14 protein-coding genes are annotated in these 22669 nt (G+C 45.5%); 11 read left to right on the forward strand and 3 right to left on the reverse strand.

What is annotated here, in order from left to right:
• Nucleotides 1-65 precede the first annotated feature (65 nt).
• The 3 genes from BTJ40_RS04710 (at nucleotide 66) to BTJ40_RS22980 (ending at nucleotide 8992) form a co-directional block, all read left to right on the forward strand.
• Nucleotides 66-521 (forward strand): DUF3592 domain-containing protein, encoded by a 456-nt coding sequence (locus tag BTJ40_RS04710; RefSeq protein WP_108732011.1) that lies wholly within the window; start codon nucleotides 66-68, stop codon nucleotides 519-521.
• A 182-nt stretch (nucleotides 522-703) separates the two neighbouring features.
• A complete protein-coding gene (locus BTJ40_RS04715) occupies nucleotides 704-1306 on the forward strand; it encodes a hypothetical protein (protein ID WP_157953888.1) in 603 nt (200 codons plus the stop codon).
• Between the two features lie 48 nt (nucleotides 1307-1354).
• Complete coding sequence (locus tag BTJ40_RS22980) at nucleotides 1355-8992, forward strand: S-layer family protein (protein ID WP_108732013.1); 7638 nt, start codon at nucleotides 1355-1357, stop codon at nucleotides 8990-8992.
• A gap of 242 nt (nucleotides 8993-9234) precedes the next feature.
• Here the strand turns inward: BTJ40_RS22980 and BTJ40_RS04725 are convergent, their stop codons facing one another.
• The gene (locus BTJ40_RS04725) at nucleotides 9235-10023 is read right to left on the reverse strand and encodes a trans-aconitate 2-methyltransferase (protein WP_108732014.1); all 789 of its coding nucleotides are present in this window, start codon (nucleotides 10021-10023) and stop codon (nucleotides 9235-9237) included.
• Between the two features lie 174 nt (nucleotides 10024-10197).
• Here BTJ40_RS04725 and BTJ40_RS04730 point away from each other — a divergent pair, with 174 nt between their 5' ends.
• Nucleotides 10198-10686 carry a GFA family protein gene (locus BTJ40_RS04730; RefSeq protein WP_108732015.1) on the forward strand — a complete coding sequence of 163 codons (489 nt, stop codon included), beginning with the start codon at nucleotides 10198-10200 and terminating at the stop codon, nucleotides 10684-10686.
• A 77-nt stretch (nucleotides 10687-10763) separates the two neighbouring features.
• Here BTJ40_RS04730 and BTJ40_RS04735 read toward each other — a convergent pair whose 3' ends face one another.
• Nucleotides 10764-12392 carry a di-heme oxidoredictase family protein gene (locus BTJ40_RS04735; RefSeq protein WP_108732016.1) on the reverse strand — a complete coding sequence of 543 codons (1629 nt, stop codon included), beginning with the start codon at nucleotides 12390-12392 and terminating at the stop codon, nucleotides 10764-10766.
• 1397 nt (nucleotides 12393-13789) lie between these two features.
• Between BTJ40_RS04735 and BTJ40_RS04740 the strand changes: the two genes are divergently transcribed.
• Both BTJ40_RS04740 and BTJ40_RS04745 read left to right on the forward strand, forming a co-directional pair.
• A complete protein-coding gene (locus BTJ40_RS04740) occupies nucleotides 13790-14947 on the forward strand; it encodes an NAD-dependent epimerase/dehydratase family protein (protein WP_108732017.1) in 1158 nt (385 codons plus the stop codon).
• A 93-nt stretch (nucleotides 14948-15040) separates the two neighbouring features.
• The gene (locus BTJ40_RS04745) at nucleotides 15041-16069 is read left to right on the forward strand and encodes a glycosyltransferase family 1 protein (RefSeq protein WP_108732018.1); all 1029 of its coding nucleotides are present in this window, start codon (nucleotides 15041-15043) and stop codon (nucleotides 16067-16069) included.
• Nucleotides 16070-16102: 33 nt separating this feature from the next.
• Here the strand turns inward: BTJ40_RS04745 and BTJ40_RS04750 are convergent, their stop codons facing one another.
• Nucleotides 16103-16960: an alpha/beta hydrolase gene (locus tag BTJ40_RS04750; RefSeq protein WP_108732019.1), complete on the reverse strand. Its 858-nt coding sequence runs from the start codon at nucleotides 16958-16960 to the stop codon at nucleotides 16103-16105.
• Between the two features lie 149 nt (nucleotides 16961-17109).
• Here BTJ40_RS04750 and BTJ40_RS04755 point away from each other — a divergent pair, with 149 nt between their 5' ends.
• The 5 genes from BTJ40_RS04755 to BTJ40_RS04775 all read left to right on the forward strand — a co-directional run bounded on the left by BTJ40_RS04755 (nucleotide 17110) and on the right by BTJ40_RS04775 (nucleotide 22139).
• A complete protein-coding gene (locus tag BTJ40_RS04755; RefSeq protein WP_238152136.1) occupies nucleotides 17110-19137 on the forward strand; it encodes a protein-disulfide reductase DsbD in 2028 nt (675 codons plus the stop codon).
• Between the two features lie 2 nt (nucleotides 19138-19139).
• Complete coding sequence (locus BTJ40_RS04760; protein WP_108732020.1) at nucleotides 19140-19766, forward strand: thioredoxin family protein; 627 nt, start codon at nucleotides 19140-19142, stop codon at nucleotides 19764-19766.
• A gap of 77 nt (nucleotides 19767-19843) precedes the next feature.
• Nucleotides 19844-20284, forward strand: a complete 441-nt coding sequence (locus tag BTJ40_RS04765) for a protein disulfide oxidoreductase (RefSeq protein ID WP_238152137.1) — start codon at nucleotides 19844-19846, stop codon at nucleotides 20282-20284.
• Nucleotides 20285-20440: 156 nt separating this feature from the next.
• Nucleotides 20441-21262, forward strand: coding sequence for an MBL fold metallo-hydrolase (locus BTJ40_RS04770; protein WP_108732021.1), 822 nt, complete (start codon nucleotides 20441-20443; stop codon nucleotides 21260-21262).
• A 181-nt stretch (nucleotides 21263-21443) separates the two neighbouring features.
• The gene (locus BTJ40_RS04775) at nucleotides 21444-22139 is read left to right on the forward strand and encodes an aspartate/glutamate racemase family protein (RefSeq protein ID WP_108732022.1); all 696 of its coding nucleotides are present in this window, start codon (nucleotides 21444-21446) and stop codon (nucleotides 22137-22139) included.
• Nucleotides 22140-22669: the final 530 nt, after the last annotated feature.

Here is a 22669-nt window from a genome sequence, read left to right on the forward strand (position 1 = left end):
AAAAAGCATAGGACTAGGCCGATAGTTGTCTGATTTAAGTTTCTGAAAATGTGGATGAGTAATATATGCTTCCTGGGTTATCTGTAAAAAAAAGATTTAATTGGTTTGGTTGTGTCCTGGCGTTAACCCTTATGGTAGCTTTTGCTGAATTTGCTTGGGGTATTGTTTCACCTTTGGCAAAGACTGTATTCTGTGATTTAGATAGTTCTGTCCCAGGAGTAATCACATCTTCTAAAGGCTACCATCGTCGTGCTGAAACTCATTATTCTTTTGGGTATGGGTATTTTGTTGGTGGGCTGTATTATACCTCAGAGGCAAGGACCCACTCTGCTTGGCGGGAGGATATTGATACAATCATGTCAAGGTATCCAGTTGATGGTGAGGTGTTGGTTTATTACGATAAAGAGCGACCATCTTGCTCCTCTATAGAAGTTGAGGAGCCAGGATTCTTATCGTTTTTTTATCTTTTTATATGCATTGGTCTTCCACTTTTTGTTTTTTATGGTTTTTATATTGTTTGATTATTTTGGGTGGTTTTTAAGTTGGAGATGTAGTGAGTCTTGAAGTGTAAAGGTAGTTGTAAGTTTCTTGCGTTTTTTTGATCTTTATGCTGGTTGATTTTTAAGGTTGGGGTATGAGTTGACTATTAGGAATCTATCTTTTGTTGGGGATGTGAAGATTCCGATGGGTGAAAATTATATAGTTGTTGGTGCTCGATTTTTATGGAGTTGTACTCGGTGTTGGGTTGAGGTTTTATTCGTTAAAAATGGAAATAAGTTACAAAATCCCAATGGGTTACATAAAGCTTATCTTGCTTGGTTCTTTTGTAATGGTGCTCGGAAGTTTTGGGTACCTTGGTGACTCTTTTAATCAAACAAGAAGCATTAACGTACTGTCACTCTGGTGCTTCTTCGGTTCTGTTGCCTATTTTTTTATGGTAAGTCCACGTGACCGTAAAATTATCGTAAATGATGCTGGTGTTTATGTGCCAAGTATTTTCCTGCCTTCTACTTCGGATGCTAGCTGTAAATGGGATGATGTTCTGGATTACAGTTTTAACTATAAAGCTCATTATCCCGCTCTAGTGCTTCACACTTCTCATGGCGATATAAAAATATATAGTTTTCTCTGCTTTAGGGATGGTGAGTTAGATATACTTGCTTCAGCTTTTTTGGAGTTAAAGGAATATATAGTAAATAGGTTGTCTGATGCTAAAGATAGTATGGATGCTAATGATGTGCCGATCAAAATAAATGAAGATGCTCGCTCTTATAGTAAGGCTGATAAAAACGACTTGGGTTTTTAATTTTATAAAAACACCTTAAATTTAAGGTGATACCTGGAAATATTGAGTATGTTACAAGGTTGGGGGAAATGGGCTGCAGTTTGGTGTTGTACTCTTAATACACCACTGGTTGCAGTAGCCCAAGAGGAGTCGCTCTGTGCAGAAGTGCGTATTGAAATATTGCAGGAGCTGACACTTGAGCGTCAGGGCTTTGAAGCGATTATGCGGATTACCAATAGCCTGGATACCTTTGCGATTGAGGATATCGCAATCACGGTTGATTTTGCCGATGATGAGGGTAATCAGGTCAATGCAACCTCCGATAGTTCTGCCAGTGATGCAGAGTTTTTTATTCGTGTTGACGATACCCAGAATATTGGCTCTCTGGTAACGGCAGAGGATGGTACAGTTACCGATGGAGAGATCAGCGCGGGCAATGTCGGGGAATTTCGTTGGTTGATTGTTCCCACTGCCAATGCTGCTGGGCAAACTGATAACGGCGAACTATTTTTTGTCGGCGCTACTTTGTCATATTCTTACGGGGGCAAGGATGAAGTGGTGCAGGTTGCACCAGATTCTATTGTGGTAAAACCCCAACCTCTATTGACCTTGGATTACTTCCTCACTGAGCAGGTTGTAGGTGATGATGCCTTTACCACAGAAATCGAGCCCCCAGAGCCTTATACCCTTGGCGTGCGTGTCGATAATAACGGGTATGGCACTGCACGTTCAGTCAATATTGAATCTGCCCAGCCCCAAATTGTGGATAACGAACAAGGGTTGGCGATCGATTTTGCGATTACTAATAGCTTTGTGGAAAACGAGCCACAAAGCCCCAGCCTGTTGATTAATTTTGGTGATATCACTCCTCAGGGAATGAAGGCTGGGCGCTGGGTGATGGAGTCCTCTCTGTCCGGTCAGTTCACTAGCTTTGAGGCCAGCTTTACCCACGCTGATGAGTTGGGCGGAGAGTTGACCTCGCTGATCGATGCTACCAATGCACACTTGTTACTTAAAGATGTACAAGTGGATTTACCGGGGCGTGATAACGTTCTGGACTATCTGGCCTATACCGCTGATAGCAGTCTTGCGGTGTATGAGAGTGAAAATACCGGTGTTGATCTGGCCCTGTGTCGTAGTTGTGCGGAGGTGGATACGCTTTCCTACACTTTGGGTTCTGAAAATGATGGAACCCGTAGTTTAACTGGTGCTGCCGGCGAGGGCTTTGGTTATATCCAGGTCAGCGACCCCTATGCTGGAGAGAAAGTATTACAGCGTGTTGTGGGCGAGGATGGCCGCGAATTAAATAAAAATAATTACTGGTTATCCAAAAAGCGTGCGGCTAATAAAGTGGACTTTGATTACTTTATCAATGTCTTTGATTATGAGGGTGCAGATAGTTATACCCTACACTTTACCGACTCTGCTGCGCTGCCCCAGGCGCCGGTGATTCAAGCAATTTTAGACCGAACCGGTCATGAAGGAGGGCAGGTCGGGTTCCTGGTGCAATCCTCCGATCCCAATGGCACAGTGCCACAACTCTCTACCAGCAGCCTGCCCTCTGGGGCTATTTTCACCGATGGCGGAGATGGTACCGGTATATTTCGTTGGAAACCGGCAGTTGGTCAGGCGGGCAATTATGTCGTTTCCTTTGCAGCCAGTGATGGTGCTCTCTCTAGTTCTCGTGCGGTTAACCTGAAAATAAACCCCTCTTCTGATACGGATGGCGATGGCCTAGATGATGCCTGGGAGATGGAGCACTTCGGTAACCTGGATCGGGATGGTAGTGGCGATTACGATGAAGACGGCCGCAGCGATGCGGAAGAGGAGGACGTGGGCAGTGACCCCACTGTGCCAGAGGTAGCCCCTGGCGCGCCCCAGTTGGCTAGCCCGGTATTTGATGCTGAAGTACTTGCTGGTGCTGCGGAATTGTTACCGGTACTTACCCTCAGCAATGGTGAGCATGCGGCGGATTTAAGTGTTGCTTATGAGTTTGAAGTCTATGCTGATGAGGCGATGTTAATTAAAGTAGCCAGTGCTACTTTGGAAGAGAGCGTCGATACTACGGCATGGGCGGTGGGTGCTGATGACTTGGTTTCCGGCCAGGTATTTCTCGATAACAGCCTTTATTATTGGCGTGCCCGTGCAATTACCCTTGTGGATGCCGAAAGCGGAGATGTCTCGGTCGCATCCAATTGGGAGGCGAGCCGCTTTTTTATCAATACAGTTAACGATGCTCCCACTACACCGGCAATCAATGCACCCCAGTTGGATGGAATTGTTGCTGAAATCCGTCCTGAGTTGATTGTGGCTCACGCTTTCGATGTGGACCGGGATACTTTGACTTATGGTTTTGATCTTTTCCATGAGTCCGATCTGGATAATCCCAGTGCCCAGGTTTCCGGTCTGCTGCCCGGTGGTAATTTCCAGACTAGCTGGCAGGTACCCAATCCCTTAATTGAAGACAATGCTTATGTTTGGCGGGCTTGGGTAGAAGATGAGCATGGTTTGCGCACTGAAAGTGATTTGGGTTCCTTCCTTGTTAGTACATTAAACGATGCGCCTATAGCGCCCGCTGTAGTGTCTCCCAATGGTGCCTTATCGAGCTGGCTTGATAATAATGGTGTAGAGCTACGTTTAACTAACGGGAGCGATCCAGAGGGGCAGCCGCTTACTTACTACTTTGAGTTGGACACTCTGGCGAGCTTTGACAGTGATAGCAAAGTGGTTTCAGGCACAATTGCAGAAGGGCAGCTGGAGACATCCTGGATAGCTGAAGGTCTGCAAGAGGATATTACTTATTACTGGCGCGCTAAAGCCAGCGATGGCGAGGTAGAGACTAGTTGGGTAACTGCCAGCTTTAGTGTGGATACCGATAACACGGCACCGCCAACTCCGAGCTTGCAAAATCCTGGTTCTGCTGCGGTAGTAGAGAGCCTGCGTCCTCTGTTTGAAGTTAACCCAGTCACTGATGCCGATGGCGATAGCGTACAGTATCGCTTTGAAGTCTACTCCGATGCGGATTTGACTCTGTTAGTGGCAAGCCAGGTTCAGGCGTCTACCCAGTGGACCCCCGTGTTTGATTTCAATGACAACAGCCACTATTACTGGCGTGCTCAGGCTGAGGACAGCAAGGGGGAGGCTAGTGACTGGAGTGCGGCCAATACTTTCTTTATTAATGAGAACGGGGTTAACGATGCTCCGCAAATATCCCTGGTATTGCCGGCGAGTGATATAACCGTCAGCGAAGCTGAATTACTTATTCAGTGGCAGGACAGTGATCCCGACAGCGATGCAGATATTGCCCTTTATTACTTGTATGAAGGTGGCGGTAGAACCCTGATCGCTGATGGTATCGGTGAGGATGAGGATGGCGACTCCGATCAGTACCGTTGGGATGTTTCTAATTTATTAGCTGGTAGTTATAGCCTGGAGCTGGAAATTACCGATGGAGAAAATACGGTAACAACCAGTGGTTGCTGCACCATTCAAGTTCCTGAGCGGGAAAGTCACATTACGGTGCAGGCACTTACAGACCTTGAAACCGATGAAGCGGGTACTAGTATCGCTGTGCTTGAGGTTAGCCTGGATCAGGCCCTGGCGGCAGATACCAGTTTGACTTTGAATCTTGGGGTCTCTGATGATTCTGAGGCGGCAATTCTTGGTAATAACTACCTCCAGTTTACCGCAGATAATTGGCAGACTCCGCAGCTGATCCAACTGGTGGGATTGGATGACTGCTCTGTGGATGGGGATATGGCTTACAGCTTGGTATTCCAACCAGTACAGAGTAATGATAATGCCTACAGCGGCCAGTTATTGGACAGTGTGAGCCTGCTCAACCTGGATAATGAAACAACTGGGCAGGTTCTGTTTATTTGTGATTATTCCCTGGAAAGCCAGGTACCGGTTAATGATGGGGCAGAATTGGAATCCAGCTATCGGGCACGTTTGGATAATCTGGGTGGAGGCTTGGAGGACGCCAGTGCAAGTCTAAGTTTGCTCGATTCTCCCGATTTAAATTACAGCGCGTCGATTGTCAGTGGTGCAACTCTAACTTTTGCCGATATCGGATCTGATGGTAGCGCATTCAGTAATGAGCTGTTAGTTATTCGCCATACCGCAGGGCAGCCCTTGGATTTTTCCAAGTTTGTCTGGGATATTGTTGCCGGTGAGTCGCAAACTACCTTGGAAGGTACCGATAGTAATAACACATTACAGGGTACCGATACCGCCGATCGAATCGATGGTAAGGGGGGTAACGACACAATTTATGGTGGTGACGGTGATGATGTCATTATCGGTGGTAGTGGTGCCGATATGCTTTATGGTGAGGGTGGTAACGATATCTTCCTGGTAGAGGGTAATGATGGCAGTGCAGATCGCTTTAATGGTGGTGAAGGCTTTGACCAGGTATTAGGGGGCACTGGGGATGACAGCATCCGGATTAGTGTCTTCAGTGGTGAAAATACGGTTGAGCGAATTGATGGTGCCGCTGGCTATAACGTAATTTATGGCACCACCTCGAATAACACCTTGGATTTTTCCAATACCGAATTGCTGAATATCGACTTTATTGATGGTCTCGGCGGCAACGATACTATTTATGGTAGTTCCGCCAGCGATAAGATAATCGGTAATAGTGGAAGCGATAGCCTGTACGGTAATGCTGGCGATGATATTTTTTATATCAGCGGCTTGGATTCCGGTTCTGATCGTGTGAATGGTGGTACTGGCTTTGATCAGGTTATCGGTAGCGATAGCGATGACTGGTTCCGCTTTAGTGTGTTCAGTGGTGATGCGCGAGTAGAGGCGATTGATGGTGCTGAAGGTAATAACTGGATTTTAGGTACTTCATCTAACAATACTTTAGATTTCCGCGATGTGAGCTTAATCAATATTGCACGTCTGGATGCAGAGGCCGGGAACGATACGCTTTACGGTTCTAATGTAGCCGATGAAATTGTCGGTGGTCTTGGCAGTGACCGTCTTTATGGTGAAGGCGGTGACGATCGCTTTTTACTAACCAGTGGAGATACCGGTTTCGATGTTTATACCGGTGGTGATGGCGATGACTGGCTGCTGGGGACTTCCGGCGATGATGAATTCCGCTTTAGTGTATTTTCTGGTACTGCGACGGTAGAGGTGATTGATGGAGATGGTGGGAATAACCAGATTATAGGTAGTTCCTCCAACAATACTCTGAACTTTACCGATACTCAGCTGCTTTCCATCAATCTAATTAATGCCGCCGAAGGTAACGACGTCGTCTATGGTTCGGCAGCTGCGGATGTGATTGAAGGGGGAATTGGTTCTGATGTGCTGTATGGCAATAGTGGAGCCGATATCTTTGTGCTGACCGCCGGTGATACTGGCTTTGATCAATATCGAGGTGGTGAAGGAAGTGACCAGATACTAGGGACCGATGGCGATGATGAAGTTCGCTTAAGTGTCTTTAGTGGTGATGCCAGGGTAGAAGTTATTGATGGTGCAGGGGGCAACAACCGAATTGTCGGTTCAACTTCCAACAACACTTTGGATTTCTCTGAAGCAAAACTCAATAATATTTCTGAAATTGATGCGGGTGCTGGTAACGATACGGTTTACGGTAGCTCCGAGGCGGATCGAATTGTCGTATCGGCTGGCTCCGATAACCTATACGGTAATGCCGGTGATGATATTTTTGTACTCAGTGGCGAAGATACCGGTTCCAACCGTATTGATGGTGGAGATGACTTTGACACTCTGTTGGCAACTTCTTCTGACGATACCATCACTTTCTCTGTATTTAGTGGGACCGCTACGGTAGAGCGGATTAATGGTGGAGCAGGCTCTAATACCATTCAGGGTACCAGCTCTAACAACACCCTGGATTTCCGTGAAACAGAGTTGATCGATATAAGTTTGATTGATGGGGCTGCAGGGAATGATGTGATTTATGGTTCCAGTGAAGCGGATATTATTGAGGGGGGGATCGGTAGCGATACACTTTATGGTGAAGCTGGAGATGATATCTTCCTGGTGACTGAAGGTGATACTGGCTCAGATTCTTATCGAGGTGGCGAAGGACGAGATACATTAAAAGGCTCTGCATCCGACGATACATTTATTTTCAGTGTTTTCGCCGGTGATGCTTCTGTAGAAGTTATTGATGGGCAGGGCGGTATCGACACAATTGTGGGAACGAGCTCCAATAATACTTTGGATTTCTCTGAGGCGGAACTAATCGGTATTGCACAGATTGATGGCGCTGCGGGTAACGACTCCATCTATGGTACTGTCGCTGCGGATACTATTGTTGGTGGTCTGGGCAGTGATTATCTGTCTGGTGGCGATGGCGACGATACCTTTGTATTTACCAATGGGGATACAGGGTCGGATACCTATAATGGCGGTGAAGGACAAGACCGATTGCTGGGCACTGACCAGGACGATGATTTCATTTTCAGCAGTTTTACTGGAGTTAATGTCCTAGAGGAAATTGATGGTGATGAAGGTGAAAACCGCGTTTTAGGTACCAGTGCCAATAATATCCTGGACTTCACTGTGACTCAGTTAAAAGGTATCACTTTGATTGATGGAGCTGCGGGGAATGACACCATAAAGGGCTCTGAAGAGTCAGACCTTATTGTTGGCGGTATTGGCAGTGACTCTCTTTATGGTAATGGTGGCGATGATATTTTCCAGGTGACCTCCGGTGATACTGGCTATGACCGTTATGAAGGGGGAGAGGGTAGTGATACTTTACAGGGGACTGATGAAGATGATGAATTTCGCTTTAGCGTCTTCTCTGGTACTGCAACTGTCGAAGTAATTGATGGAAAAGAGGGGATGAATCGTATTGTGGGTAGCACTGCCAACAATACCCTGGATTTCCGCAATACCTCTTTGATTGGTATTGCTTCTATCGAGGCGGGCAATGGCAATGACACCATCTATGGTTCAGTAGCTGCAGACACGATAGAAGGTGGTTACGGCAGTGATAACCTCTATGGTGAAGCGGGTAATGACCTCTTCTTATTAACTGCGGGTGACACGGGATATGACCGTTACTCCGGTGGTGAAGGCACCGATGAGATCCGAGGCTCCACTGGCGATGACTTAATTCGTTTATCAGCATACTCCGGTACGGCTACTGTGGAACTTATTGATGGGCTTGAGGGGGTGGATAAAATTCAGGGGACTACAGGTAACAACACTCTGGATTTCTCCTCCACAACACTGGACTCCATCGAAGAAATCAGTGCTGAGAAAGGCAACGATACCGTTGTAGGTTCCAACGCTGCAGATACTATTCGTGGCGGTGAAGGTAATGACTCCCTGGAGGGAGGCCCAGGAGACGATAGCTATCTATTTGCCCGAGGTGACGGTACAGATGTAATTATCGATAACGGCAGCAGTAGCTCAGATGTAGTACTTTTTGAGGGGGCAATTGCTCCAGAGGATCTCTGGTTGGTAATTAATGGTGAGCACTTGGATATCTATCTGCTCGCTGGGACTGAAAAGATACAGGTACGTAATTGGCAGTCGAGCGAAAGTGCGATTGAAGTATTTTCTGTGGAAACTGGTGCTCAGCTGCCATTTCAAAATGTTACCGGGCTTGCAGAGTTCATGACTGGTGTTGGTACACCTGTAAATGGCGTTATTAATCTCAATACAGATCAGCAGGCTGAATGGAGTTCAGCGTTAGCTGATGCTTGGGAGTAATTTGTAGAAGTTGATTGGTTGTGCCTTCGGGTGCAGCCAGCTTAAAAGCTGAAGATACGGAAGGAAAGTGTATGCGGTATCCCCAGAAGAATCTGTTGCGTACTTAGCTTTAAGAGGCGCTCACTACTTAATTGAGCTGATATGGTTAATAGTTGGTGCCAGTATTATTTATAGAAATATATACAAATTCTCTACGGCAGCAGGTGAGAGTGTTGGTGCTATGAGGAAAGCCTGAAGAGAGTCTATTTCTCTGCTTCAATAATAAATCGTTTGATTCTTACCCCAGCATCCTTTCGCATTTCCGGGTGGATTTTCTTATAGTATTTGTTCATTACCTGGTCGGCAAACTGCTCTCTTTCTGGGTGGCCTAGATGGCGGAATTGGGGAACCCATGATAGAAAGAAGGTAGTGAGCTTTTCCCAGGTTTGAAAATTTTCCACATGATAGATTTCATCGAATCTTGGTAAGTAGAAGCCTGCATCTTCGGCATAGTTCCGCATTTCCTCTAGCGTATAGTGATTATAAGGATCGTGAAAACTTTCAAAATAGGGTTTCCATGTAGCTGTTTCTTGTTCCTCGTATACAGTCTCCCAGAAATTTTCATGATCAACCTGAAAACCACAAACTACTTTACCGTTATCTTTTAAATATTTGTAAAAACTATTCCAGACTTGAGCTTGGTCCGCTACCCAGTGTAAACAACTAAAAGAAAAAATAATGTCGAATTTGCAGTCGAACTGGATTTCGTCTGCGCTCATTTGCTCGAAGGATAGGTTGGGTATGTTGGCGTAATTTTTATTAGCATAGAGAATCATATCTTCGGTTAGATCGATCCCGATAATCCTGCCATTAGTCATACGCTCAGCTAAATAGCGGGTCACTTTACCATCGCCACAACCCACATCAAGAATAGTGGCTGCCTGGCGATAATCGCAGCGATGTATGGCTTCCATAGCGTGGCGCCACTGCATGTCAGAGGCGTTTACGTACTCTTGAGCTTGCCACTTATCATGCTTGATGGGTTCATTCATTGGTGTGACACCCTGAGTCTCGTTGGGGATGGGTGAGTCAGTTTAGCCCGGATACACTTATGATCTCGGTAGCAATTTCAGTCACCGATGAATATGGCACAAGAATCTGTATTGGTCTTATATCCATCGGGCTGATCAGTTGCCAAACGAAAGGTAAAAAACTGGGGAAGTGTCGTGAAACTCAAAGGATCTTGCCACTGCCAATCGATTAAGTTCAGTCTGAACTCTGAGCAGCCCTATCCCTTCAACCGCTGCTATTGCTCAATATGCCGAAAAACAGCTGGAGGTGGGGGCTATGCAATTAATCTGGGGGCAGATTTTCGAACCCTGAGTGTCGAAGGCGAGGAGAGCTTAAGTATTTATCAGGCTGAAATTGGGATATCGAGCAAAGAAAATGGAGGGAAGAGTCCAGCACGGCGACATTTTTGTTCAAAGTGTGGCAGTGCTTTATGGCTTTGGGACCCGCGCTGGCCCGAACTGGTACATCCCTTCGCTTCTGCGATTGATTTTGAGTTGCCGGTACCGCCAGTCCGTAGCCATATGATGCTGGATTATGCTCCGAGTTGGGTGCAGCCCGATATACGGGAAGGGGATGAAATGTTTGAAGGCTACCCAGAGGAATCCCTGGCTGAGTGGCACCAGCGGAATATTCCCGATGCTTAGTATTTTCGGAGGGGATAAAGAGAGGCGGGGCGAGCCTGGGGCCGCCCCGCTTCAGGTTTATTGTGGTGACCTTGTGATTACTCTCCCGCGAGATAGAGAACCAGGTTATCCAGGAAGTTAACCAGGTCTGCCTTTTCAGTATCACTCAGGGCATCAAACTGTTCCTTACTGGATTCGGCCTCACCACCGTGATAGACGATCGCCTCGGTCATGGTAGTAGCGCGTCCATCATGTAAGTAAGGTGGTGTTGAGCCAACGCCCCAGAGGTTTTCTGTGAGGAAAACAGAGGCTCCCACATTACCCTCATCAATTTCCTCGGCCATTGCTGTACCCATATCGTGACGCTTAAGGTCTCCGTACAGGCGGACTATGGCTCCACCATTTTCCGATTCCTCAAACTGTCCTAATGTCTGTCCAGATGGAAGCTCCTGGGGGTTATCCATGATCTCGGTGAGCAGGTTGAACTGCAGAGATGTGCTGGGCAGGCCGGCTATATCACCAGCGGGATAAGTCTCGTCGCGATAGCTGGCATGCTGAGATGGTTCATAGAATACTGGTGAAGCTACTTCCATCTCGGGAGAGTGGCATGAGGCACAGCCAATGGAGCTAAAGAGTGCTTCGCCATTCTCAATACTGGCAATTTCCGCATCGCTAAGTGGCAAGCCGTAAGTTTCTTGTTCCTCTTCAGTCAGAGAGTCAATCACACTGTTAAGCTCGATCTTTGTTACTGGACGAGGCTGTGCAGCGTTATAGATCGTCAATGCGGTAATGTCACCGACACTGAGTTCGTTGGTGATTGAATCGAAGTCACTGTCTTCATCACCGACCAACTCAGTGGCCTGCATACCGAGTTCCTGGTGTGCGGCGCCGCGAACGAATGCACGAACAAATCCGGTTAGGCCTTTCCATTCAAAGGGTCTTACCACCAGGTCGGTATCGAGGCCTTCAACATTGTCGTAGTTGACCTCGTCACAGGATACGGAGATCTCACCAAAGCTAACCCCTTTGGCGGATAGCGCTACAGTAGTATCTGTACCGGAGCTACAGCTCTCGTTGATCGCTTCATCTCTTAGGGTATGCAGTTCGGTAGTCATTTCTTCCGCTACCAACTGGACTGCCCCCATACCGAACAAGTGGGGTGATTGCCGTTCGATAAAGCCTTTTTGCTTGCGTTCAGGGTCCATACGAATGACATTGTCGTTAACGCCGCCGCCACCATCGGCTACTGGCACGTTATGACAACTGATACAGGAATCGCCATTGGGGCCAGTCGTGCGATGGGGAAGGATATTTGCCCATGCATTTGGCCCTTTTAGATCGGGTCGTGGGAAACTGGTAAATCTTTTGCCGTTACCCACATTGGCACCGACACCATCGAGGGCGTTGTAATTCATCTCAAAGAGTTCATCGCCTTCCTCGAAAGCGTGGATATAAGCTTCCAGGGGAGCCATGGCTTCGAGTTCAGATTGTTCAAGGTGGCCGCCCAAGTGAATTTCAACCGCTCCAGCATGTAATATCTGTACTGTGTCGAAGATTTCACTAAAGTCGAAAGCAGTGGCTCTCTGCTGCCGCTGGTTTTTTCTTGCGTGCTTGGGAACTCGGTTTTTATCGTGCTTGGAACCAAAGTCGGCAATTGCTGGTGTGACATTAAATGCCAAAGTCGATATTGCCATGGCGACAGGCAACAAGTGTTTTTTAAATATCATCAGCTATATCTCCGGGTACTGATACTGTGCGGACGTAAAGTGGTTCTTCTACGAAAATGCACTTATTGCGGAGACACTCGACAATTACTTCTGTAAACACATTTCCCCAAAAACTGATGATCAGCCGTGTTACATAACAAAATTGTAAGAGCTTTTAGTAGTAACATTTTTATCTCGCGAAGTGCATCCAGTGAAGGTTCAAAAGCATCCTTGCAAGCTTCTTATAGGTAGAACTGTGCCTGTTCTGCCACTTATGGCAGGCGCTAAGACTGTGGGGATTCAGTACTTAAATAGGGAGTTTTAAAGCTCAGATTAACTGTTCTTTGAAATTCCTAAAGTGCGATCCCGGTTGTGTCGATTTTGCCTATGAAGTACCGCGCAATTACGCGGTCATTTTTTTGTTTTCCGGCTTTTTTAGTTGCCAGTTGTATTTGGGAAGTTCCTCGAAAAGAGCAAGTATTTTCATATTTGTCTTTAGGTGACACATATTCCAATATTATTAAAAGTGTCTATTCCCGATGGTTGTGACACTGCTTTGAGTAAAAAGTGCTTCTTTTAGTTGTTGCTTAGGGAAGTCAGTATTTTGAATAGATACCTAGAGATTTTTTTGACTGGCTGTACACATTTTTAAATGTGGATGCTAGTTGTCTTTAGGTGACATCAGGAGTGGCAACTTATATGCTGCCCAACCGAGTACTGTAAGTGCAAGTTGTTGTTATTTTAATAGGCAAAGTCTATGGAACTATTTTGCATCTATCGCAAAAATTCAGATTTAGTCATTGGCAACACTTTTATGAGTTTTCTTGGTTGTACATAAAGCATTGAGGAAGCAACTAATAGATATCATGTTTGTTGGTTAGTAGTTTTTCGCATGAGTTATTTTTTATGATTCGCATAATTGTCAAAAAATTTAAACTTTGCTGCAATCTATAGTGGCGTATTTTCCTTTATGAGAAAGGGGAGTGTGATCTATCTCGAATGATGGTATCTCCTGTGGATTGCCACTTATAGCTGGCTTCGAAAGAAAATTGTCGCATAATTCATTTGAATGGCATGTTGATTATCTTTGTCGTCATATATTTCAATATGGAAACAATGAGATAGTTCTATCATTGCGCCTGTAGGCTGAGAAGCCACAAGATCGGCAACAGTTAAAAATCTACGATTGGATGTTTGTTGTGATCTAGTCGTGTATTTCTCAGTAGCGCATAAGGAATTTAAGGGAAGATATGGATTGTCATAACGGTGTTACAAAAAATCGAATAAGTTTACCCACATGACCCTGTTTAACTACAGTTGGTACTTTTGAGTGATTCAAGCTAATTAGAAGTCGGCTTAACGACTAGTTTGGTCGAATTGTGTTATTGCCTGAAAATTCTAATTTTATAGGGGGCAGGGTGAAAAAAATATTGGTGCTGGGGGGCGATGGGTTTTGCGGTTGGCCAACATCTCTCCATCTTTCAGAGGCAGGTTATGAAGTTATTATTGTTGATAATTTTTCCCGGCGAAAAATTGATGTTGAGCTTGAAGTCGATTCATTGACACCAATCAGGCACTTGTCTGAGAGACTTCGTGTATGGCGTGAAATTTCCGGGATGTCCATCAAACATGTGTCCATTAACCTCGGGAAGGAATTTGAACGATTATTTGATCTCTTAAAGAGAGAAAAACCCGACGCGATTGTTCACTTCGCCGAACAGCGTGCTGCGCCTTATTCGATGAAGTCTGCACAACATAGGCGTTATACCCTCGACAACAACTTGAATGCTACCAATGATATCCTGGCAGCTGTAGTAGAGAGTGGACTTGATATCCACTTGATTCACTTGGGTACCATGGGGGTATATGGGTATGGAACAGCTGGCCTCACTATCCCCGAAGGCTACCTGAAAATTCAGGTGGAGAATGAAGGAAGGTTTACTGAACAGGAGATTCTTTACCCCAGTAATCCGGGCTCTATCTATCATATGACCAAGGCCCAGGATCAATTGTTATTTGCTTTTTATAATAAGAATGATTTGGTACGAATCACTGATTTACACCAAGGTATCGTGTGGGGTACCCAAACACTGCAAACCCAGAGAGATGAATTTCTAATTAATCGATTCGATTACGACGGTGATTATGGCACAGTTCTGAATCGATTCCTGATGCAGGCAGCAATTAACTACCCGCTTACCGTCCATGGTACCGGCGGCCAGAAACGGGCATTTATTCACATTCAAGATACCTGCCACTGTATTCAGCTGGCTATTGAAAATCCGCCGGAGGCTGGTGATAGAGTCAAAATCCTGAATCAAATGACAGAAATACATAGAGTTAGGGATCTCGCCAATTTAATCTCTGAAAAGACAGGAGTGGGAATTGCCTATTTGGATAATCCCAGAAAAGAGTCTGCAGAAAATGATTTATTGGTAAATAATGACCAGCTTGTTGAGATGGGGCTTAGACCCATAACACTAAATAATAGTCTTCTCACTGAAGTTGAAGAAGTCGCTAAAAAGTATTCACATCGGTGTGATCAAACCAAGATTCCTTGTGTGTCTAAGTGGTGATATTTCTATAAGTAGATTGGCTTGATCTTTGTTGAAAACAATCTTGCCTGTTGGAGGGCGAGTTTACATACTCATAGATGAAGAGTGCGAAATATGAAAATTTTGATTGCTACGGATACCTATCCGCAGCAACTAAACGGTGTTTCCAGGGTTCTTGATAAAACCGAAAAAGAACTTATGGCGCGGGGGCACGAGGTTAGAATTGTTTCTGCTGATGATTTCACTAATTTCCCCTGGCCGGGTTACAAAGAGGTAAAAATTGCAGTATTTCCTGGGGGGAAAGCGGCCAAGATTATAGAGAGTTTTTCACCGGATGCTATTCATATTATGAGCGAAGGTCCTGTGGGATGGGCGGTACGAGGTTACTGCAAGCGGAATAATCTGCGCTTTACTACTTCTTGGCTATCCCGCCTGTCTGAGTATGTATCGATCCGCTATAAAGTGCCCCTGAAATGGTTGCATGGCTTATTGCGTCGTTTCCATAACTCTGCCGCACAGACAATGGTAACCACCGACGGTATGGCAGCGGAAGCTAGGGCCCTGGGTATTGCTCGTGTCACTCGCTGGCGCAGGGGCGTAGAGCTGGAGAAATTCCGTCCCGTAGAAGCAAAGATTTTTGAGGGATTGACTCGCCCGGTTATGCTGAATGTAGGACGTGTTGCTGTGGAGAAATCGCTGGAGAAATTCTTATCGCTTGAACTTCCAGGTACAAAGGTTATCGTGGGAGATGGCCCTCAGCTCAATGAGTTAAAGAGAAAATTTCCGCAGGCAGTATATCTGGGTATTAAAGAAGGGGAAGCTTTGACAGAATGCTATAGTGCCGCCGATGTTTTTGTATTTCCTTCTATAACTGACACTTTTGGGTTGGTTAATCTTGAATCATTGGCCTGTGGTTTGCCGGTGGCTGCTTACCCAGTGACCGGTCCAAAAGATATTATTGGCAATGCACCTGTGGGAGCATTGGATAACAATCTCCAATTGGCAATTGAAAAAGCATTATTATTAGATCCGGCAGATTGTGTTGCTCATGCCAGAACTTATTCCTGGGATGTGGCCACCGAGGATTTTATTTCGAGCCTGGTCCCGGTGAGTGCTGTGGAGGCTTTGCCTGTTGATGTTTAGTTAAATAGTTTATCACTTGTGCCTTTTATCTAGCTAGTTGCGGGCAGACTTAAGTAAATCTACCCAGCAGTATTTGTTAACAAAGCCATAGTGGCCGAGTTGGTGCCAGATTTGAGTAGCACTGTTTGGCAGTAGGCTGGAAAGCTGCTTGGACATTTGTGTATCAATAATATCATCGGCATCGCCGTAAAATATTTTCACGGAAGCCTCAATATTACTGGGATCGAACCCCCAGTGCCAGAGTGCCATAATCATTTCAAAGAGCCCTTCCCCCTTTTGGGCGACTCCGGCCAAAAAGGACTCTTCAAACATTTTCTTTAACGCTGGGTCGCGAAGGAAAAGGGCTGCATCCGAAGCATCCTTTTTCGCATTCTGCTGAATAAAGCCCTTAATATTTCTATTGGCTTGATAAGCACTTAAGCGACATAACCAGCGAATTAGGGAAGGCCAGCGATGTAACTTTGCGATAAGTTTTATGTCCGGATGTCGCAGCAGGTCAGTCATTCCCGGGTAGTCCAACGGCCCTACCGGGGATGCCAAGACTACTTTGTTAACCCTGTCAGGTAGCTTGTTAGCAATTGAGAGTGCATGTGGTGCGCCACCAGAGTGACCAATAACCGAGAAGGTCTGAACATCCAGGTGGTCAGCCAGCTCCTCCATATCCTTGCCCCAGTCCACCATACGGCGGCCTCTAAGAGGGGAGGAGCCACCTACACCAGGCTGATCGGCAGAAATGATACGTACACCTAAAGATGCGGTAAGGTTGTTATCCGGATTACGGATAAGCCGGGAGTCTGAAAACCCATGATTAAAGATCACTGGCCAGCCATTGGGGTCGCCATAGTCTTCATAGGTAAGGGTACGGCTGTCGCTTAGCTGCAGGGCAGGCATTCTGGGCGCTTCGTTTGACAGAGGATGATCGGAGTATAGTGAGACTTCGATATGTGTTCAGAAGGGACTGATAATGTAATTTCTGACTGTGAGCTAAAAGAGGGCTGGATTACTCTGTGCCGAGTGGTCTAACTAGTAGGGGTAACACATTGAAAATAAAGACAATACTGATCAATGTTAGCTGCCTGTTGCTGCTGGCTGCCGGGCAGTCTGTGGCACAGGAGATGGCATCTGGTGATCACGTTCAGGTGCGCTGGCTGGTGCCGGATACTTTTCATGAAGGTAAGGAAGAGAGGGTCGGGTTCTACTTTGAAGTAGACCCAGGTTGGCATGTGTATTGGCGTAACGCCGGTGATTCAGGTGCTGCACCTCGGTTTAATTTGGTTCCCAAGGGAGCTGCCTTGGGCCCAATTGAGTGGCCATTCCCGATGCGTCTACGAGTTGAGCATCTTACTAATCTGGGCTATTCAGGAAATGTTGCTTACCTCTTTCAGCTACTCCCCGATAAAAATACGCGGGAGATAACTATCAGTGCCGATTTGGAGTGGCTGGTTTGTAAGGTGGATTGTGTACCGGGTTTTGCCACGATGAGCTTTACACGGCCGGTTGAAGCGCAGGCTGCCTGGCCAGATGCAGATCTGTCGGTGCGAAATTATTTCGCCAACCGGCTCCCCAGGAAGGGTAGTGAGAGTCCCTGGCAACCGGTGTCTATTTCACCGCGCGGAAGCGATTACCTTGTTTTACAGCTTACCGCTATGAATGACGGCGAAATACCTGCAGTTTTTCCTATAAATGGTGAACTCTTCTCTGCGGCCGAACCAGAAATTCAGCACCAGGATGGAAGTTTACTCTACAGCTTCAAGCGCTTGCCCGGAGCTGGGGTTGGTAACATTAGTGACTTTGTTGTTGCAGATTCCAGCCGGTCCTGGAAAATCAACGCACCTTTTCTATCTGAAATGGCGGGTAAGGAAAGTACGACCTCCGTCTGGCTTCTATTTCTGGTTGCATTTATCGGAGGTGCCTTACTCAATCTGATGCCCTGTGTATTTCCCGTGTTGTCAATAAAGCTATTTGGGTTGATCAACGGAGGAACCAGCCCCGCACACCGCTTGCGAGAATCATTCTTATACAGTGCAGGAATTCTACTGACATTCCTTGCTCTTGGGCTTGTTTTATTGTTACTTCGATGGGGAGGCTTAGCCGTTGGATGGGGTTTTCAGCTTCAGTCACCGGTTGTGGTCTTAGTGTTAATTATACTTTTTTGGTTGATGGCACTGTCTTTTAGTGGCTTCTTTGAGTTTGGGCATCGCTTGATGGGCATTGCTGGTTCCAACAGTCGTGGCTCATTTATCACTGGTGTCCTTGCTGTTTTTGTCGCTGCCCCCTGTACAGGTCCATTTATGGGTGCAGCTCTCGGTGCTGCGATAGTTATCCCGCCATTGCAAGCTTTATTGATCTTCTTGGGCCTTGGCTTGGGGCTCGCCGCGCCGTTTATCCTGATATGCGCCAGCCCTGCATTGTTAAATCGCATGCCAGCTCCAGGCCCATGGATGGAGAAATTACGTCAATTTCTGGCATTTCCACTATATGCAACGGTGATCTGGCTGCTGTGGGTTCTGGGGCACTTAGCGGGAGATTCAGGCTGGCTAATAGGTTTAAGTCTGTTACTCATTACTACACTGGCAATCTGGCTAGGGAAAAGTTTTGCCACAAAGGGAGTAATTGGGGGGCTGATTTGTGTGGTTGCTGCTTCACTGATTTCTCTGCCCGTTATCCGGGTTGAGGATAGTGAGCGATCATCGGGGATGGTGAATAACTGGCATAGTTATGACAAAACCCTTTTGGCGGAAGCTTTAGAAAATGGGCAGTCCGTATTTATTGACTATACCGCAGCTTGGTGTATTACTTGCCAGGTAAATAAAACTCTGGTGCTTGATACCCCGGAGGTACAAGCGTTATTTAGAGAAAATAATGTACTTCTAATTCGGGCTGATTGGACACGCTATGATCCTGAGATTACCCAGGCTTTGCAGGCTTTAGGGAGAAGTTCTGTGCCGGTATATGCCTGGTACCCTGCTGGCGAGAAAAAACCTGAATTGCTTCCACCTCTGTTGCAAGAGTCTTTAATTGCAGCACTTTTTAGTAGTCAATTAACTGTTAATAGTGAGGATGATTAATCATGAGAGTAATTTTCAACTTTAGTAGTTCTTTATTAATAAAAGTCGTGGTTTTGTGCTTGATATTACCTGGCGCTGTTTGGGCGGCAGCTGTGCCGGGGCAAAAAGCTCCAGAGTTCTCTGTTATGGATGCAGCGGGAAATTCTCACAGTCTCTCGGACTACGCCGGCCAATGGCTGGTAATTGAGTGGTTTAATAAAGATTGCCCCTATGTACGTAAGCATTACGGAAGCGGCAATATGCAGTCCCTCCAAAAGAAGTATACAGAGCAAAAAGTTAATTGGCTTACGGTTATTTCTTCCGCTCAGGGAAAGCAGGGGTATTTGGACCCAGCACAGGCAATCGATGTTGCTGAGAGCCATAACCTCGGTGCAAGTGTCCCATTCCTATTAGACACCAGTGGCGTTATGGGCCGAGCTTATGGCGCTAAAACTACACCACACATGTTTATTATTAACCCTCAAGGGGAAGTCGTATATGCGGGTGCTATTGACGATAATGACTCCGCCAATCCCGCTGTTATAAAGACTTCACACAATTATGTATCAGCTGCACTTGATGCATCACTTAAGGGTTTGGCGGTGCCTAAGGCTACATCTCGTGCTTATGGTTGTAGTGTGAAGTACTAGGGGAGTTTATTCGGGTGGAGACAGCTCGCTATAAATATCTGATTAAGGTCCTGATATTTATGATCTTGGCGGTAATAATGGTTACTGCCGTGGGCTATTTCCATCAAAGAGACATTCCCAAAGATCTGGCCCCTCAGCTGGAGGGGCAATCTTTAGATGGGATATTTATTGACTTAAAGCAGATGTATCCCCAAGGCCCCGTGCTGATTTACTTTTGGGCAACCTGGTGTCCCTATTGTCGAATTGTTTCTCCCGCAGTGGCTGAGCTGTCTCAGGAATATCAGGTAATTGGTATCGCCATGCAGTCGGGGAGTAAGGAAGTGGTTGCCGAGTACATGCGCAATCACGATATTGCTTTTCCCTCACTTAATGATCCGCAGGGCATTTTGACTGCGCAGTGGGGTGTTAAAGTGACACCAACCTTACTAATCGTCGGCACTGATGGGAAGATTGCCTGGGTTACTACCGGCGCCACTTCCAAGTTAGGACTGCAGTTGCGTTTAAAAATGACAAAGTAGACTGTCACTTTTAATGTTACTCCGTCGTATTCTTAGTCTAATCAACCTGTTTTGGGAATCCAGGCGCTAAAATAGTTCTATCTCAAGTGGCAAATAGCGCTGATATATATCCTTCTATAATTCTTTTAGAATCTATCTCTTGCGCTGGAGATTGGCGTGTCGGTTATTGACTCTTTTGATTATTATGATCTGGATGCGCAAAGGGTCGGTCGTTTCGACTTTGGTATCAATACCACCTTTATTGTATATCGACTAGGTGACACTATTATCGATGCCGGCCCCAGTAACCAATGGAAATATATAAAGTGGTTTGTGAAAAATAAACCCTTTCGACAATTGGTTCTCACTCATCACCATGAAGATCATAGTGGCAATGCTGGAGCAATCTACAAGCTTACTGGAATTCAGCCAAGGGCTCCTAAAGCTACTGTAGAGATATTAAAAAGAGGCTTTCGTATACCTCCGCTACAGATGTTGATATGGGGAAAGGCCGGACGTGCTGAAGCTGCTCCACTGCCGGAAGACTTAAGATTTTCAGGTGAGAAAGTGATTGTTATACCTGCTCCCGGACACGCTAAGGATATGACCTGCTACCTTGTTCAAGACCGCGGATGGATATTTACCGCTGATTTATATGTTGCCAGCCGGTTAAAGTTCTTACGCAAAGATGAAAGTATTCCAATTTTAATGCACAGTATTAAGAAAGTTCTGACCTATGATTTCGATATTATATTTTGCCCTCATAGGGGAATAGTAGAAAAAGGAAAAATTCGTTTGCAAGCTAAGTATGATTACTTGCTAAACCTTGCAACTGAGGCAAGAGAGTTAAGTCGCCAGGGGTTGCCTATTGGCGAAATTACCAACCGTTTACTGGGAAGAGAGAGTCTGATGAGTATTCTCTCCGGTTATAATTTTAGTAAAAAAAATCTGATTACATCTTGTATGAAGTTTGATCCCACGGAAGTGTCTGAGTATTAAGCTCTAAAATAGTTACTAATTCTATTTCCAGAATGAGTACAGTTGTGTGAGTAGAAGTTCTGTTGCTGGGCTTCTGTTCAGACTATCTATTTTATTGCAGGCCGGTTATTTGTAGCCTGACCTTTTTTCTCTTGTGTTAGTATTCTTTAAATATGTAAAGGGAGATGAAGCGAGTTAAAAGATGAAGAAAGTTGGGCTTTTAGGTGGGATGAGTTGGGAAAGCACAGCAATTTATTACCGCCTTATTAATGAGGGTGTTTCCAGAAAACTGGGAGGGCTACATTCAGCAGAAATAATTCTCTATAGTGTTGATTTCGAAAAAATTGCCAAATTGCAAATGGAGGGAGATTGGAAGCAGGCGAGCAAGCTGCTGGTTGAAGCCGCAATTTCTCTTGAAAAAGCTGGTGCTGAGAGTATTTTGCTGTGTACTAATACTATGCATAAGGTATCGGGTGACATTATTGAATCAATTAGCTCACCCTTTCTACATATTGGTGATGCTACTGCTGAGGCGTTAGTCAATAGTGGGATAAGGACGGTTGGTTTATTGGCGACAGCCTTTACCATGGAGCAAGACTTCTATAGTGGTTATATGCAAGAAAAATACGGGATAGAGGTCTTGATTCCAGAGCCCCGAGATAGAGAGATTGTTCACCGGGTTATTTACGATGAACTTTGCAAGGGGGAAGTCCTGAATAGCTCGAAAATGGAATTCATTCGAATCGTTGAAGGGTTATCTAAGCAGGGGGCTCAGGGGGTAATCCTCGGGTGTACAGAGATTTGCATGTTACTTTCTCAAGAGGATACATCTACTCCGCTGATAAATTCGACTGAGCTCCATGCTCAGGCGGCTGTCAAATTTGCGATAGGTATCTAGGCAATCACAGGGTTTGCTATTCGCCGTATAGTTAATGGAGGCCGCTCTATCAGCTTTTGAGGGGGTGGTATCTGGTACCTTAGAAGGGTAATGATGCAAGTTGCTTATCCTATGCTTGGTGATATTTGTAGCATAGAGAACCGTTAATAAAGCATTTTTCTTCATTTTTTGACGTTGGTTGCGCGGGAAGTGGAGAGCATACCTTCAAATTGAGTAGTATAGAAATGATATCTATATCGAGTTTGTAGGAAGGAAGGATAGTTATCTTATTTAAATTCCTCAATTAGCTTTAATTTATCCTCTTATGAAGTTATTGTTTGGTATGTGTCCTTTGTGAATATAAATATATTCTTTTTTGGTTTTTCGTAATTGAAATTAATTCAATCATTTAATTGATTTCTACCTGTTCCTGACATTAATGTCAGCAAGTACATTTATGTTCGTTTCTAATTTTTAATATTCTTTTTTTCTAGTTGCAAATTGCGTTTTTTCTGGCATTTTCTCTAATTGTCACACTTCTTGCAGTGAAT

It is taken from the genome of Microbulbifer sp. A4B17 (assembly GCF_003076275.1).
Classification (GTDB): Bacteria; Pseudomonadota; Gammaproteobacteria; order Pseudomonadales; family Cellvibrionaceae; genus Microbulbifer.